The organism is Nocardioides panacisoli (assembly GCF_039537325.1).
Lineage (GTDB): Bacteria > Actinomycetota > Actinomycetes > Propionibacteriales > Nocardioidaceae > Nocardioides > Nocardioides panacisoli.
In genome coordinates, this window is record NZ_BAABAH010000013.1 from 70,280 (window position 1) to 85,123 (window position 14,844).

15 protein-coding genes are annotated in these 14,844 nt (G+C 72.3%); 5 read left to right on the forward strand and 10 right to left on the reverse strand.

All coding sequences use genetic code 11. The annotated features are described in order from the left end of the window. Nucleotides 1-91: 91 nt before the first annotated feature. The 4 genes from ABD709_RS16320 to ABD709_RS16335 are packed head-to-tail and all read right to left on the reverse strand — an operon-like array spanning nucleotide 92 to nucleotide 3,745. Entirely contained in the window at nucleotides 92-2,314 is a 2,223-nt protein-coding gene (locus ABD709_RS16320) for a heavy metal translocating P-type ATPase (protein ID WP_344777324.1), read from the reverse strand. Further along, nucleotides 2,311-3,210: a hypothetical protein gene (locus ABD709_RS16325; RefSeq protein ID WP_344777326.1), complete on the reverse strand. Its 900-nt coding sequence runs from the start codon at nucleotides 3,208-3,210 to the stop codon at nucleotides 2,311-2,313. Before ABD709_RS16325 ends, ABD709_RS16320 begins: the two co-directional genes overlap by 4 nt. Then, the gene (locus ABD709_RS16330; RefSeq protein WP_344777328.1) at nucleotides 3,207-3,413 is read right to left on the reverse strand and encodes a heavy-metal-associated domain-containing protein; all 207 of its coding nucleotides are present in this window, start codon (nucleotides 3,411-3,413) and stop codon (nucleotides 3,207-3,209) included. The genes ABD709_RS16325 and ABD709_RS16330 overlap by 4 nt, the downstream gene beginning before the upstream one ends. A 29-nt stretch (nucleotides 3,414-3,442) precedes the next feature. Beyond that, nucleotides 3,443-3,745 carry a metal-sensitive transcriptional regulator gene (locus ABD709_RS16335; protein ID WP_344777330.1) on the reverse strand — a complete coding sequence of 101 codons (303 nt, stop codon included), beginning with the start codon at nucleotides 3,743-3,745 and terminating at the stop codon, nucleotides 3,443-3,445. 94 nt (nucleotides 3,746-3,839) lie between these two features. On the opposite strand from ABD709_RS16335, the gene ABD709_RS16340 reads away from it, so the two are divergent. The 5 genes from ABD709_RS16340 (at nucleotide 3,840) to ABD709_RS16360 (ending at nucleotide 8,287) form a co-directional block, all read left to right on the forward strand. Next, nucleotides 3,840-4,784: an N-acetylmuramoyl-L-alanine amidase family protein gene (locus tag ABD709_RS16340; protein WP_344777332.1), complete on the forward strand. Its 945-nt coding sequence runs from the start codon at nucleotides 3,840-3,842 to the stop codon at nucleotides 4,782-4,784. 440 nt (nucleotides 4,785-5,224) lie between these two features. Next, the gene (locus tag ABD709_RS16345; protein ID WP_344777334.1) at nucleotides 5,225-6,139 is read left to right on the forward strand and encodes a glucosyl-3-phosphoglycerate synthase; all 915 of its coding nucleotides are present in this window, start codon (nucleotides 5,225-5,227) and stop codon (nucleotides 6,137-6,139) included. Beyond that, the gene (folP, locus tag ABD709_RS16350; protein ID WP_344777336.1) at nucleotides 6,136-6,999 is read left to right on the forward strand and encodes a dihydropteroate synthase; all 864 of its coding nucleotides are present in this window, start codon (nucleotides 6,136-6,138) and stop codon (nucleotides 6,997-6,999) included. Before ABD709_RS16345 ends, folP begins: the two co-directional genes overlap by 4 nt. Next, entirely contained in the window at nucleotides 6,996-7,508 is a 513-nt protein-coding gene (locus tag ABD709_RS16355; RefSeq protein WP_344777338.1) for a class III extradiol ring-cleavage dioxygenase family protein, read from the forward strand. The genes folP and ABD709_RS16355 overlap by 4 nt, the downstream gene beginning before the upstream one ends. Continuing rightward, nucleotides 7,505-8,287: an enoyl-CoA hydratase-related protein gene (locus tag ABD709_RS16360; RefSeq protein WP_344777340.1), complete on the forward strand. Its 783-nt coding sequence runs from the start codon at nucleotides 7,505-7,507 to the stop codon at nucleotides 8,285-8,287. Before ABD709_RS16355 ends, ABD709_RS16360 begins: the two co-directional genes overlap by 4 nt. 4 nt (nucleotides 8,288-8,291) lie before the next feature. Here the strand turns inward: ABD709_RS16360 and ABD709_RS16365 are convergent, their stop codons facing one another. From ABD709_RS16365 to ABD709_RS16390, 6 genes are all read right to left on the reverse strand, one after another. After that, complete coding sequence (locus tag ABD709_RS16365) at nucleotides 8,292-8,897, reverse strand: rhomboid family intramembrane serine protease (protein ID WP_344777342.1); 606 nt, start codon at nucleotides 8,895-8,897, stop codon at nucleotides 8,292-8,294. 38 nt (nucleotides 8,898-8,935) lie between these two features. Then, nucleotides 8,936-9,988, reverse strand: coding sequence for a LacI family DNA-binding transcriptional regulator (locus ABD709_RS16370; RefSeq protein WP_344777344.1), 1,053 nt, complete (start codon nucleotides 9,986-9,988; stop codon nucleotides 8,936-8,938). Nucleotides 9,989-10,005: 17 nt separating this feature from the next. Beyond that, nucleotides 10,006-11,517, reverse strand: coding sequence for a glycoside hydrolase family 1 protein (locus ABD709_RS16375; protein WP_344777346.1), 1,512 nt, complete (start codon nucleotides 11,515-11,517; stop codon nucleotides 10,006-10,008). Continuing rightward, nucleotides 11,514-12,359 carry a carbohydrate ABC transporter permease gene (locus ABD709_RS16380; protein ID WP_344777348.1) on the reverse strand — a complete coding sequence of 282 codons (846 nt, stop codon included), beginning with the start codon at nucleotides 12,357-12,359 and terminating at the stop codon, nucleotides 11,514-11,516. The genes ABD709_RS16375 and ABD709_RS16380 overlap by 4 nt, the downstream gene beginning before the upstream one ends. Next, the gene (locus tag ABD709_RS16385) at nucleotides 12,356-13,366 is read right to left on the reverse strand and encodes a carbohydrate ABC transporter permease (RefSeq protein WP_344777350.1); all 1,011 of its coding nucleotides are present in this window, start codon (nucleotides 13,364-13,366) and stop codon (nucleotides 12,356-12,358) included. The genes ABD709_RS16380 and ABD709_RS16385 overlap by 4 nt, the downstream gene beginning before the upstream one ends. A 99-nt stretch (nucleotides 13,367-13,465) precedes the next feature. Beyond that, nucleotides 13,466-14,764 carry an ABC transporter substrate-binding protein gene (locus ABD709_RS16390; protein WP_344777352.1) on the reverse strand — a complete coding sequence of 433 codons (1,299 nt, stop codon included), beginning with the start codon at nucleotides 14,762-14,764 and terminating at the stop codon, nucleotides 13,466-13,468. Between the last annotated feature and the right edge of the window lie 80 nt (nucleotides 14,765-14,844).

The window sequence follows — 14,844 nt, forward strand, 5'->3', positions numbered from 1 at the left end:
GACCGAACTGACGGTTCGACCGGTTCGTACTGAGGGTTCGAGGGGTCCGAAGTGACGGTTCGAGGGGTCCGAAGTGAGGGTTCGACAGGTCTCAGCGGAAGGTCCGCAGCCGCAGGCTGTTGCTGACCACGAAGACCGACGAGACGGCCATGGCGGCGCCGGCGATCATCGGGTTGAGCAGGCCGCTCGCGGCGAGGGGGAGTGCGGCGACGTTGTAGGCGAACGCCCAGAACAGGTTGCCCTTGATCGTGGCAAGGGTACGGCGGGACAGCCGGATCGCGTCGGCCGCGACCCGCAGGTCGCCGCGCACCAGCGTCAGGTCGCCGGCCTCGATCGCGACGTCCGTGCCGGTTCCGATCGCGAGGCCGAGGTCGGCCTGCGCGAGCGCGGCGGCGTCGTTGACGCCGTCACCCACCATCGCCACGACGTGGCCCTCGGCCTGCAGCCGCTTGACGACGTCGACCTTGTCGGCGGGGAGCACGTCGGCGAGGACGTCCTCGGCCGCGATGCCGACCTCCGCCGCCACCGTGCGTGCGACGGCCTCGTGGTCGCCGGTGAGCAGGAGCGGGCGTAGCCCGAGCTCCCGCAGCGAGGCGACCGCCTCCGCCGACGTGGGCTTCACGGCGTCGGCGACCACGACGATGCCGCGCGCCTTCCCGTCCCACCCGACCGCGATCGCCGTAACGCCCGCGCCCCGGGCGGTCGCCAGAGCGGCCTCGAGGTCGGCGGACAGGTGCTGGGACCACTGCTCGAGCAGCGCGGGACGGCCGGCGAGGACCGCGTGACCCTCGACGACGCCCTGCACGCCGAGGCCAGGGACGTTGGCGAAGTCCTCGACGTCGAGGAGCGTCGGGCCGGCGCCGTCGACCACCGCGCGGGCGATCGGGTGCTCGGAGGCGGCCTCGAGCGCGCCGGCGTACCGCAGCACCTCCTCGGCGTCCTCGCCGTCCGCGGGGACCACTTCGCGCAGCGTCATCCGGCCGGTGGTGATCGTGCCGGTCTTGTCCAGGACGATCGTGTCCACCCGGCGGGTCGACTCGAGGACCTCGGGCCCCTTGATGAGGATGCCGAGCTGGGCGCCGCGGCCGGTGCCGACCATCAGCGCGGTCGGCGTGGCCAGGCCGAGAGCGCACGGGCAGGCGATGATCAGTACGGCGACCGCTGCCGTGAACGCCGTCGTGAGGCTGCCGCCGGCGCCGAGCCAGAAGCCCAGCGTCCCGGCCGCCAGCAGCAGCACGACGGGCACGAACACCCCGGACACGCGGTCGGCGAGGCGCTGCACCTCGGCCTTGCCGTTCTGCGCCTCCTCGACCAGCAGCGCCATCTGCGCGAGCTGGGTGTCGGCACCGATCCGGGTGGCGCGTACGACGAGCCGGCCACCGGCGTTGACGGTCGCCCCGACGACGGTGTCGCCGACCCCCACCTCGACCGGAACGGACTCGCCGGTGAGCATCGAGGCGTCGACGGCCGAGCTGCCCTGCTCGACGACGCCGTCGGTGGCGACCTTCTCGCCCGGGCGTACGACGAACCGGTCGCCCACGGCGAGCCGCTCGATCGGCACCCGTGTCTCGACGCCGTCGACGCCGAGCAGTGCGACCTCCTTGGCGCCGAGCTCGAGGAGCGCCCGCAGCGCGGCGCCGGCCCGGCGCTTGGCGCGCTGCTCGAAGTAGCGGCCGGCCAGCAGGAACGTCGTCACGCCCGACGCGGCTTCGAGGTAGATGTTCCCGGCGCCGTCGGCGCGGCCGACGGTGAGCTCGAACGGGTGCTTCATCCCCGGAGTACCGGCGGTGCCCCAGAACAGGGCGTAGACCGACCAGCCGAGGGCGGCGAGCGTCCCGAGCGAGATCAGCGTGTCCATGGTGGAGGTGCCGTGGCGCAGGTTGGTCCACGCCGCCCGGTGGAAGGGCCACGCGCCCCAGGCGACCACCGGCGACGCGAGCGTCAACGAGAGCCACTGCCAGTAGGTGAACTGCCAGGCCGGCACCATCGCCAGCGCGATCACGGGCACTGTTAGGGCGGCCGACACGAGCAGTCGCTGGCGCAGCCGGTCCGTCGGGTCGGGCGCCGCCTCGTCGTCGCTCTTCTCGGCGGCGGGCAGGCGGGCGCCGTACCCGGCCTGCTCGACGGTCGCGACGAGGTCATCGGGCGTCAGCTCGGCCGGGAAGGAGACCTTCGCCTTCTCGGTCGCGTAGTTCACCGTCGCCGTGACCCCGTCCAGCCGGTTGAGCTTGCGCTCGACCCGGTTGGCGCAGGACGCGCAGGTCATGCCGGTGATGGCCAGCTCGATCTCGTGGGGTGCCTGCTGCGTGGTCATCGCGCCGCCACCGTGAACGCAGCCGTGCGGACGACGCCGCGGTGCCGGAAGTCGAGGTACAGGTGGTACCTGCCCGCGCTGGGCACCTCGGCGTGGAACACCACGTCGGGCCCGGGGTCGGTGCTGCCGTCGCCCGGCTCGCCGTCGGGGTGCACGTGCAGGTAGGCGAGGTCGCCCTCCCGTAGCGCGACGAGGTGGCCGTAGGCGCCGAGGTAGGGCTGCAGGTCGGTCACCGGCCTGCCGTCCTCGGTGACCGTCAGCGTCAGCAGCGCGTCCTCGCCGGCGGCGAGGTCGCCGTGGAGCGTCACGCGGTAGTCGCCGACGGTCGCGGTGCGCGACTCGGGGCGGCGCTCGGCCGGCCGGTAGTCGCCCGCCACCGCGAGGTCGGCGCCCAGCGCGAGGGGCTCGGCGCCGGCCGGAGCGAAGTCGGCGATCAGCCGCCAGTCGCCCGCGGTGAGGGCGAGGTCGGTGCGCCAGACGCCGTCGGTCAGCACCGGGTGCACGTGCTGGAACCCGGTGAGGTCGCGCCGTACGGCGATCAGGTGGAGCCGCTTCTCGTGCTGGACGTCGTACGCCGTCAGCGGCTCGCCGTCCGGCCCGGTGATCGTGAACGCGACCGGCCGGGCCGCGCCGGCACGGACGGTGCCGTGCGCCAGGTCGAGCGTGTAGCCGTCCTGCGACACCTGCAGGCCGCCCGGGACGGCGTGGGCGTCCGCGCCCATCTCGGCGGTGTCGTCCATCCGCTCTGCCCCGTGGCCGGCCATCGGGTCGGTCGCCGGGTCGTCGATCGGGCCGACGAACCGGCCCAGCAGGACGGCCACCCCGAAGACGGCCGCCACCGCGACGGCGAAGCCCGCGACCTTCGCGGCCGTGCCCGGCGCGCTCGGCGTGCTCATGCCAGCTGGTAGCCGGCCTCCTCGACGGCCGCGCGGACGGCGCTCTCGTCGAGGGGCTCGGTGCTGGTGACGGTGACCGCGCCGGTGGCGAGGTCGACCGCGACGTCCTCGACGCCGGTGATCTCCTGGACCTCCTCGGTGACCGAGGCGACGCAGTGTCCGCAGGTCATGCCGGTGACGGTGTAGGTCTGGGTGCTGCGCATGGGTTTCCTCCTCCGGGAGTGGATGGTCGTCAGGAGCGGACCAGCCGCGCGATCGCGGCCGACGCCTCGGCGAGCTTCGCGTCCGCCTCGGGGCCGCCGGCCGCCACGGCGTCGGCGACGCAGTGCGCCATGTGGTCGTCGAGCAGGCCGAGCGCGACCGACTGCAGCGCCTTGGTCATCGCCGAGACCTGGGTCAGGATGTCGATGCAGTACTTCTCGTCCTCGACCATCCGCTGCAGGCCGCGTGCCTGTCCCTCGATCCGCCGCAGCCGCTTGAGGTAGTCGTCCTTGCGGTGCGCAGCGATGTAGCCGTGCTCGTGATCGTGCTCCATGCGACACACCATACCCCCCTAGGGTACTAAGTCAAGCCGGGCGCCGGCGGACGCGCCACCACGTCCGCGGACCGGTCGGATACGTTCGACCGTCGTGACCCCCGCCCGTTCCCGGCTGCTGGCCGCACTCGTCGCGCTGCTCGCGCTCGGTGCCGGCCTGGGCACGGCCGCGCTGGGCGCCGCCGGCGTGCTGGACGCGCGTGGGTCGGGGGACGCCCCGTTCGCGTCGGCGTCAGCGTCGTCGTCAGCCTGGACCGCGAGCGCCACGGCCGCGCCGACGACTGCTCCGACCACGGCGGCGACCCAGCCCCCGGAGACCCTGCGACCCCGGCGCCAGCCGCGGCACCAGCAGCACCACCCCGCACCGCTCGCCGGGAAGGTGGTGGTGATCGACCCCGGCCACCAGCTCGGCAACGGCGCCCATCCCTCGGAGATCAACCGGCCCGTCGACGCCGGCGGCTTCGACAAGCCCTGCAACACGACGGGGACCAGCACGAACGACGGCTACCCGGAGGCCACGTTCGCCTGGGAGGTGGCACTGCGGCTCCGCGAGGAGCTCGAGGCGTTGGGCGCGACGGTCGAGCTGACGCGCAACAGCAACAGCGAGGACGCCTGGGGGCCGTGCGTCGACGCACGCGGCCGGGCCGGCAACCCCGGCGAGCCGGGCCCGACGGCGGACGTGAAGCTGAGCATCCACGGCGACGGGACCTATACCGCGGGTGCGCACGGGTTCCACGTGATCGCGCCGGGTGACCTGCCGGGCTACACCGACGACATCGAGGCCGACTCGCTCGACCTGGCGCACGTGGTGCGCGACGCGCTCGTGCACGGCGGGTTCGCGGTGTCGACGTACACCGGCACCGACGGGATCGACGTACGCACCGACCTCGGGACCCTCAACCTCGCGGACATGCCGACCGTGATGGTCGAGCTCGGGAACATGCGGGACGCCGGCGACGCGGCGGAGATGGAGAGCAGCAGCGGCCAGGACGCCTACGCCGACGCGTTGGCCGCCGGGATCAGTGCTTACCTGCGGTGACCTTCGTCGGCGCGGTCACGTGGACGGCCTTGACCCGGCACTTGCCGACGCCGTGCGGGCATTCGTCGCCGTAGCGAAGGCGGCAGCGCACCTTTCGCCGCATCCTGCGGAGAGCCTTCCGCATGGCGGGTGATCCCTTCTCCCCCCAGAGAGCAGAGCAACCCCGAGACCCCAAGAGGACAAATGTCCCACAGGTCGGGTGACCCGGACAGGTTTCTTCCCGGATTCTCAGGCCGTGACCGGATCCGGCTCAGCGGGCGCGGCGGCGGTCGTGCCGCTCGACGTGCGGGCAGCGGTCGCCGTACTTCCGGCGGCAGGCCCGCTGACGACGCCATCGGCGGTACCACTTCACGGCTGGCTCCTCGGCAAGGAAGGGTGCGTGCTCCCGGGACGCGAGGAGCAGCGTAAGCCGCGTAGGAGCACCTCGGTAGGGTCGCCGCATGCCGATCCGGACCGCCCGGTGGGACGACTGGACGCTCGAGGACCTCCTCGTAGCGAAGGGCGACACCACCGTGAGCCTGGTCGTTCCGGCCCGCAACGAGGTCGCCACGGTCGGCGAGGTGGTGGGCCGGGTCCGCGAGCGGCTCGTCGACACCGTGCGACTGGTCGACGAGATCGTCGTCATCGACAGCGACTCCGTCGACGGGACGTACGCCGCCGCGGCCTCGGCCGGTGCGGCGGTGCACCGGTCCGCGGAGATCCGGCCCGAGCTCGGGAGTCATCCGGGCAAGGGCGAGGCGATGTGGAAGTCGCTGTTCGTGACCTCGGGCGAGCTGCTCGTCTTCATGGACGCGGACCTCCTCGACTGGGACACCCACTTCGTGCCCGGCCTGCTCGGCCCGCTGCTCAGCTGGCCGGAGGTGCAGCTGGTCAAGGGGTTCTACGAGCGGCCCGGGGAGCAGGGCCCGCTCGACGGCGGCCGGGTGACCGAGCTGGTCGCGCGGCCGCTGATCTCGCTGCTCTACCCCGAGCTGCGCGACGTCGTGCAGCCGCTGGCGGGGGAGTGGGCCGTGCGGCGCACGCACTTCGCGTCGCTGTCGGTGCCCACCGGCTACGCCGTCGAGATCGCCGCGCTGGTCGACACCGCGCGGGCCGCCGGCGCGGACGCGATCGCCCAGGTCGACCTCGGCGTGCGCGCCCACAGCCACCAGAGCCTGCTCGACCTCGGCGCCATGGCCACCCAGATCCTCGCCGCCGCCCTCGCGCCGAGTCGGCTCAAGCTTGAGCCGACTCGCGCCGAGTCGGCTCAAGCTTGTGCCGACTCGGCGAATCTGCGGCAGTTCCTGCCGGGGCCGGTGGCGGCCGACCGCGTCGTGGAGACCACGGAGCGACCGCCCGCGGAGGGACTGCTGTGACCCTGAGGCTCGGGCGCCACGAGTTCACCGACGACGCGACGCTGATGATGGCGATCGTGAACCGGACGCCGGACTCGTTCTACGACAAGGGCGCGACCTGGGCCGAGGACGCCGCGTTCGAGCGGGTGCGGACCGTCGTCGAGCAGGGCGCCGAGATCGTCGACATCGGCGGCATCAAGGCGGCTCCCGGCGCCGAGATCGGGCCCGCGGAGGAGAAGGAGCGGGTCGTCGACCTCGTCGCCCGGGTGCGGTCGACGTACCCGGGCCTGGTGATCTCGGTCGACACCTGGCGCGCCGAGGTCGCCGATGCGGTGTGCGCCGCCGGGGCCGACGTGCTCAACGACGCGTGGGGCGGCGCCGACCCCGAGCTGGTCGACGTCGCCGCGCAGCACGACGCGGCGATCGTCTGCACCCACACCGGCGGGGTGACGCCGCGGACCCGCCCCTACCGGATCGAGTACGACGACGTGGTCGCCGCCGCGATCGCCGACACCGTCGGCTACGCCGAGCGCGCTCTCGCCGCCGGCGTCGCCAAGGAGTCGATCGTGATCGATCCGGCGCACGACTTCGGCAAGAACACCTTCCACTCCCTGGAGCTGACCCGGCGGGTCGGCGAGATGGTCGACACCGGCTGGCCGGTGCTGGTCTCGCTGTCCAACAAGGACTTCGTCGGCGAGACCCTCGACCTGCCGGTCGGCGAGCGGCTGACCGGGACCCTCGCCGCGACGGCCGTCTGCGCGCTGGCCGGTGCGCGGATCTACCGCGTGCACGAGGTCGTCGAGACCCGCCAGACCGTCGACATGGTCTGGTCGATCGCCGGACGTCGCCCGCCGCGGCGCGCCATCCGGGGGATCCAGTGATCGCGCTCGTCCCCGGCGTCCTCGCGCTGCTGCCGGAGTACGCCTCGATCGAGGACCCGGTCCCCGACCTGCGCGCCGCCTGCCTGGACGCGGTCGCGGCGCTCGGCCCGCGGGTCCGGGTGCTCGGGACCGGCTCGGGCGAGCGGGTCGGTCGGCACCTGGTCGAGACGGCCGGCGCGGAGGTCGTCGACGCCGGAGAGAGCGGCGTGCTGGTGGTCGCCAACGGCTCCGCCAAGCGCACCGAGAAGGCGCCGGGCCACCTCGACGAGCGGGCCGAGGCCTTCGACGAGACCCTGCGCGAGCTCCTCGTCGGGCCGGATCCCGCCGGCCTCGCCGCGATCGACGCCGAGCTGGGCGCCGAGCTCTGGGCCGACGTCGGGGGCCTGGTCGCGCTCGGCGACCTCCTCGCGCCGGGCCAGGCCGTGGACGTGACCTACGACGCAGCCCCGTTCGGCGTGCAGTACTGGGTGATCCGCTGGTCGCCGGACGCCGTACCCTCCGACGCGTGACCGACCTGCTTCTCGACCGCGACCGCCTCGCCCCGGGTGTCCTCGAGGTGACGTTCAACCGGCCCGAGCGCCGCAACGCCTTCACCAAGGCGATGTACGGCGAGATGCGCGAGCTGTGGCAGCAGGTGCGCGACGACGGTTCGGTGCGGGTGGTCGTGCTGCGCGGCGCCGGCGGCAAGGCGTTCGCGGCGGGCAACGAGATCTCCGACTTCGTCGGCAACGACGACGTGGTCGAGTACGAGAACTGGATCCGCAGCATGTTCGACGGCCTGGCCGCGCTGCCGCAGGTGACGGTCGCGGCGATCGACGGCGTGTGCGTCGGTGGCGGACTGGCCGTGGCGACGTACTGCGACCTGCGGGTGGCGACGGCCGCGTCCCGGTTCGGCTACCCGATCGCGCGGACCCTCGGGAACGCTCTGTCCTCGCCGGTGCTCTACCGCTGCGCGGCGGTCTTCGGCGAGTCGCTGACCCGGGAGATGCTGCTGGCGTCGCGGCTGGTCGGCGCGGAGCGGGCGTACGGCGCCGGCGCGCTCCTGGCCTGTGTCGAGGACGCCGCCGCGCTGGACGCCGAGGTCGCCTCGCTGGTCGACGGCATCGCCCAGGCCTCGCCGGTCACGCTGCGAGTGACCAAGCAGCAGCTGCGCGAGCGGGCGGAGCTGACCGAGCACGAGCCGCCGGACGAGGCGCAGCTGCTGCACGAGGTGTACGGCGGGCCGGACTTCGCCGAGGGCGTGCGGGCGTTCCTCGCGAAGGAGAAGCCGGCGTTCGGCCGGTCCTAGGCTCCTAGCCGATCCTCGCGGTGGCGCGCCGCATCTCGGCCAGCCGGTCGTTGCTGAACAGCACCGCCGCGAGCCCGCCGCCGATCGCGCCGAACAGGTGCCCCTGCCAGGAGACGCCCGGCTGGCCGGGCAGGACGCCCCACAGGGCGCCGCCGTACAGCACCAGGACGACCAGGCCGAGGGCGATCTCCCACAGCCGCTTGTTCACGATGCCGCGCACCACCAGGTAGACGATCCACCCGAAGATCAGTCCGGACGCCCCGATGTGGTCGCTGTTGCTGCCGGCGACCAGCCACACCCCGGTGCCGCCGACGAGCCAGATGACCGCCGTCGCCAGCAGGCCGCGAGCGATGCCGGTCGCCAGGGTGATGAACAGCAGCACCAGGCAGGGGACGGTGTTGCCCTCCAGGTGCGCCCAGCCCGCGTGCAGCAGGGGCGCGAACGCGATCCCGAGCAGTCCCTCGCCCGAGCGCGGCTGCACGCCGTACTGGTCGAGGCGGTGGTTCATCGCGGTGTCCACGATCTCGATCACCCAGAGCAGCGCCGTGAAGCCGCCGGCCCCGAGCGCGGCGACCTGCCAGGCCGGGAGCCGGCGGGGGTCGAGGTCCACGGCATCAGTGTCGCGTGCGCGTCAACCGCCCGAAGGGACTACGCGCTCTCCCGGCGCACCAGCGACGGCGGGAAGATCACGCGGATCGGCCGGCCGTCGCGCTCGCCCTCGATCTGCTCGAGCAGCAGCCGGGTGGCCTGCTCGGCCATCTCCCCGATCGGGTTGCGCACGGTCGTCAGCGTGGGGTGCGTGCGGTCGGAGACGCCGAGATCGTCGTAACCGGTGACCGCGACGTCCTCCGGCACCCGCTTCCCGGCGGCGGCGAGGACCCGCAGCGCGCCGGCGGCCATCAGGTCGGAGGCGACGGCGATGCCGTCGAGATCGGGGTACGACGCCAGCAGCTCGCGCGCCGCGGCCTCGCCGCCGGCCTCGGTGAAGTCGCCGTAGGCGACGGCGTCGTCGGGCAGCCCGGCGTCGCTCAGCGCGGCACGCCATCCCTCGAGCCGGTCCGTGCCGGCGGCCATGTCGGTCGGGCCGGCGATCGTGCCGATCCGGGTGCAGCCGCGCTGCACGAGCAGCTCGGCGGCGATCCGGCCGCCGGCGACGTTGTCGGTGTCGACGTAGGCGACCTTGTCGGCGCTCTCGATCGGGCGGCCGACAAACGCGCACGGCAGCGCCAGCGCGGCGAGATGGTCCGCGAGCCGGTCGCTGCGGTGGTGCGAGACGACGAGGACGCCGTCGATGTGGCGGCGGCGCAGGTAGCGCAGCATCCGCCGCTCCTCGTCGCCCGGCCGCGCCAGCAGCAGCACCAGCTGCAGGTCGCGGACCGAGAGCACCCGGTTGACGCTGCGCAGCGTGTGCACGAAGAACGGGTCGGTGAACACCCGCTCGTCCGGCTCGGGGACGACCAGCCCGATCGAGTCGGTGCGCCGGGTGACCAGGCTGCGCGCGGCGGGGTTGGGCGAGTAGCCGAGCGACTCCACCGCGGCGTCGACGGCCGCCTGCGCCGTCGCGCTGACCCGGTTGCCGCCGTTGATCGCGCGCGACGCCGTGGCCCGCGACACCCCCGCGAGGCGCGCGACCTCGTCGAGGGTCGGCGCCTGCCCGGGGCCTGGGCCCTGGACCTGGCCGTTCGGGTCGGAGGACGTCACTCGCGCCACGCTAGTCGTCAGCCTGCCAGCTCGGGCAGCTCGGACAGCGGCGGCAGCGTGCCGCTCGCAGCGACCCGCGCGTAGTAGCGGGCGCTCGCCTTCGGCGTGCGCGCCTGCGTCTCGTAGTCGACGTGCACGATGCCGAACCGCTGGGAGTAGCCGTAGGCCCACTCGTAGTTGTCCAGCAGCGACCACGCGAAGTAGCCGCGGACGTCGACGCCCTGCTGGATGGCGTCGTACGTCGCCCGCAGGTGCGCGTCGATGAACGCCAGCCGTGCCGGGTCGTCGATCCGTACGCCGCCGTCGCCGGCGGCCGTCTCGACCTGGTCGTCGTACGCCGCGCCGTTCTCGGTGATGTAGAGGGGCGGGACGTCGTACTCCTCCTTGAGGCGGACCAGCAGACGGGTCAGGCCCTCCGGCTGCACCTCCCAGTCCATGCCGGTCGTCGGCAGCCCGCGGCGCGGGAACGCGATGTCCTCGCAGCCGGGCCAGGGGATCGAGGTACGCCGCTCCGGGTGGCGGATGCGGCTGCCGAGCAGGTCGGCGCCCGGCACGGTACGGCCGGCGGGGGCATCGCCGTGGTAGTAGTTCACGCCGAGCACGTCGATCGGCGCGCCGATCAGCGCGAGGTCGCCGTCCTCGACGAAGTCCTGCCACGGCCTGCCCTCGAACAGCATGCCCTCGGTGTCGCCGGCGAGGTCGTCGGCGTAGCGGCCGCGGAGGATCGGGTCGAGGAACATCCGGTTCCAGAACCCGTCCAGCCGGCGGGCGGCGTCGACGTCGGCGGGCTCGCCGGCGTCGAAGGGGTCGGCCACGGTCAGGTTGAGCGTGATGCCGAGCTGAGCCCCCCGGCCAGCGGCACCACGGCGACGGATCTCGTCGACAACCAGACCGTGGCCGAGCATCAGGTGGTGGGCGGCGACCACGCCGGCGACGCCCTCCTGCCGCCCGGGCGCGTGCTGGCCGCCGGTGTAGCCGAGGAACGCCGAGCACCAGGGCTCGTTCATCGTCGTCCAGTAGGGGACCCGGTCGCCGAGGGCGTCGTGGAGAGTGAGGGCGTACTCGGCGAACCGGTAGGCGGTGTCGCGGTTGGTCCAGCCGCCCGCGTCCTCGAGCGCCTGCGGCAGGTCCCAGTGGTAGAGGGTGACCCACGGCGTGACGCCCCGCTGCAGCAGCTCGTCGGTGAGCCGGCTGTAGAAGTCGATCCCCTGCTGGTTCGGCGCGCCGCCGTCGGGCCGGACCCGCGGCCAGGACGTGGAGAACCGGTAGGCGCCGATGTTGAGCGACCGCATCAGGGCGACGTCCTCGGGCATCCGGTGGTAGTGGTCGCACGCGACGTCGCCGGTGTCGCCGTCGAGCACCGCGCCCGGCACCCGGGAGAACGTGTCCCAGATGGACGGGCTGCGCCCGTCCTCGGCGACGGCGCCCTCGATCTGGTACGCCGCGGTGGCGGCTCCCCAGAGGAAGTCGGCGGGGAAGGTGACCTCGCCGCGGGTGGCGGGCTCGGTCGTGGGGGCTTGGGAGGTCATCCCTTGACAGCTCCTTGCATGATGCCGGCGACCAGCTGGCGGCCGGAGACGACGAACAGGATCAGCAGCGGGATGGTGGCCAGCCCGGCGCCGCAGAGGACGAGCGCGTAGTCGGTGGTCTGGCCCTGGCCGGTGAGGGCAAGCCGGTCGAGCGCGACGGGCAGGGTCTCGGTGTCCTGCAGCGCGACCAACGGCCACATGTAGTCGGTCCAGACGGTCATGAACGTGAAGAGGAAGAGGATCGCCATGGCCGGACGGGCTGCCGGTACGGCGACCGACCAGAACGTCCGCAGCATCGACGCGCCGTCCACCCTCGCGGCCTCGATCAGCTCGTCGGGGATGGCGTCGATGAGGTACTGGCGCATGAAGAAGACGCCGAACGCGGTCACCAGGGTCGGCAGCGCCACCGCGGCCAGCGTGTCGAGCAGGCCGTAGTTGCGCATCAGCACGAACAGCGGGACGGTGGCGAGCTGGGTCGGGATCGCCATCGTCATCACGACGAACCCCATCAGCGTGCTGCTGCCGCGGAACCGCAGCTTGGCGAAGCTGTAGCCGGCCAGGGTGCTGAAGAAGACGACGGAGACGCCGCACACGGTCGCCACGATCAGGCTGTTCAGCAGCGCCTGCCAGAAGTCGATGGTGTCGAGCACCCGGCGCGCATTCTCGAAGAAGTGACCGCCCGGGAGCAGCGGCGGCGGGCTGTCGTTGGCCTCGTCCTTGGTGTGCGAGCCGATCATGTAGGACCAGTAGAGGGGCAGCGCCGAGCCGAGGACGACGGCGGCGAGGAGGCCGTAGACCAGGAAACCGGGGCGGCCGGTCGCCGTACTGCTGCGGCGGCTCACTTCTCGGCCCTCCGGGTGAGGAAGCGGGTCAGGCCGAAGTTGAGCAGCGCGATCGCGACGATGATCACGAACAGGATCACCGCGGCGGCCGAGGCCCGGCCGTAGAACTGGTCCTCGATGCCCTTGACGTAGATGTAGAGGGTCGAGGTCATGAACTCGTGGTCCGCACCGCCCTCGCGGTTCGGGGTGTCGTCGAAGAGCCGCGGCTCGGTGAAGATCTGCAGGCCGCCGATGGTGCTGGTGACGATGACGAAGACCATGGTCGGCCGGATCATCGGCAGCGTCACCGACCAGAACTGGCGGATCTTGCCGCCGCCGTCGAGGGCCGCGGACTCGTAGAGGTCGCGGGGGACCGCCTGCATGGCGGCGAGGAAGATCAGCGCGTTGTAGCCGGTCCAGCGCCAGTTGACCATCCCGGCGATCGCGAAGTGACTCCACCAGCGGTGGTCGTGCCACGCGACCGGCCCGATCCCGAGCTGGTGCAGGACCGGCCAGTCGCCGATCTGCGCGAGGACCTGGTTGACCAGGCCCGACCGGTCGGCGAGCAGGCTGCCGAAGATGAGCACGGCGGCCGCGGGCACCACCGCGAAGGGCAGCAGCACGCTCATCCGCCAGAACGTGCGGCCGCGGAGCTGACCGTCCAGCAGCGCGGCGATGACGACGGCGAGGACGATCTGCGGCACCGACGACATCAGGAAGATGCTGAAGGTGTTGACCAGGGCCTTCTGGAAGACCGGGTCGTGCAGGACGAAGTCGTAGTTGGCCCAGCCGTTGAACCCACCGCGGCGGTAGTAGAGCCGGTCCCAGTCGTGCACCGACAGGAACACGGTGTAGACGAGCGGGTAGAGACCGACGATCCCGAACAGGACGAAGAAGGGCGAGACGTAGAGGTACGGCGAGACCTTGAGGTCCCAGCGCGAACGTCGCTGGCGCCGCAGCAGCCGGCGGTCCACGGTCGGCGTCGCCGGCTCCCGCGGAGCGGCCTCGGCTCGTTGTTCGGTCAGCATCACGGTCCCTCACTCCGGCGGGGGTGGGGCCAGGCCGCCCGGGGCTGGCGGTTCCGGGCGGCCTGGCACGGGTCGGTCAGTCCAGTGGACCCGAGAGTGTCACTGGAGCGACGCGACGTCTTGTTCGAAGGTCGCCCACGACTCGTCGGGGTCCTTGCCCGCGTCGACCCGGTTGATGGCGTCCTGGAACTTGCCGAGGATGTCGGAGTAGAGCGGCCCCTTGTAGGGCTGTACGTCGATCGCCGCCGCGCGGTCCGCGAAGATCTCGCCCACCGGGGCGTTGTTGAAGTACTCGTCGGTGAAGCTGGTGACCTTCGGGTCGGACAGCGCGTCGACCTGCGAGGGGAAGTTGCCGTACTTCTCGAAGATCTGCGCCTGCTGCTCCGGCGCGGTGATCCACGTGATGAACTTCAGCGCGTCCTCCTGGTGCGTGGAGGTCTTCGGGATCGCGAGGTAGGACCCGCCCCAGTTGCCACCGCCGCCGGGGAAGACGTCGGCGACGTCCCAGACCGCGCCCTTGGGCGCCGGGTCACCGGTGTTGTCCTTGATGTTGCTGCGCATCCAGCCCGGGCAGGGCACGGTCGCGACCTTGCTGTCGGCGAAGTTCGCGGTCCAGTCGTCGCTCCACTGCGGAACCTGCGGCGAGAGGTCGCCGACGTGCGAGGAGACGGTCTGGTAGACGTTCTTGAGGCCGTCGTTCTCGATGTCGACGGCGTTGTCGGACTTCTCGAACGGGTAGGGGACCTGGTTCAGCATCGCCTGCGCGACCGAGCCGCTGGCGTCGTACCAGTAGGCGTCGGAGTTCTTGACGAACTGCTCGCCGAGGGAGAAGTAGTCGTCCCAGGTCGTCATCAGCTTCGCGACCTCGTCGCGGTCGGTCGGCAGGCCGGCGTCCTTGAACAGGTCCGCGCGGTAGCAGATCGCCTCGGGGCCGGCGTCGGTCGCGTAGCCGAGCAGCGCGCCGTCCGGCGTGGTCGCGGCGGCGCTCTTGAAGTCGAGCCACCGTCCGTCGACCTCGGACTGGGACAGGTCGACCCAGCGGTCGGGGGCGGCGACGACCGCGGGCATGTAGTCGCCCTCGATCGCGACGACGTCCGGGAGGCCGGAGCCGGCCTGGAGATCGGTGTTGAGCTCGTTCTTCCAGTCGTCCCAGAGCGCCACCTTGGTCTGCTTGACCTGGATGTCGGGGTTCTCCTGGTTCCACTGGTCGATGAGCTCGTCGTAGCCGAACTCGCCGAACGTGGTGATGGTCAGCTGGTCTCCCTCGCCGAGCGACTCCTGCTTCGCCGACTTCGTCGGGTCGGAGTTGTCGCCGCACGCGGCCGTCAGGCCGAGGAGGAGGGATCCGGCGGCTGCTGCGGCGAGCAGTCGTCGGGTGGGGGCGGTCCGTTTGCGCACGGTGACTCTCCTGACTTGCGCCGTGGAAGGTGTGAGAGCGCTTCCACTCTGGATGACCGCGCCACCATGACACTGGTCAC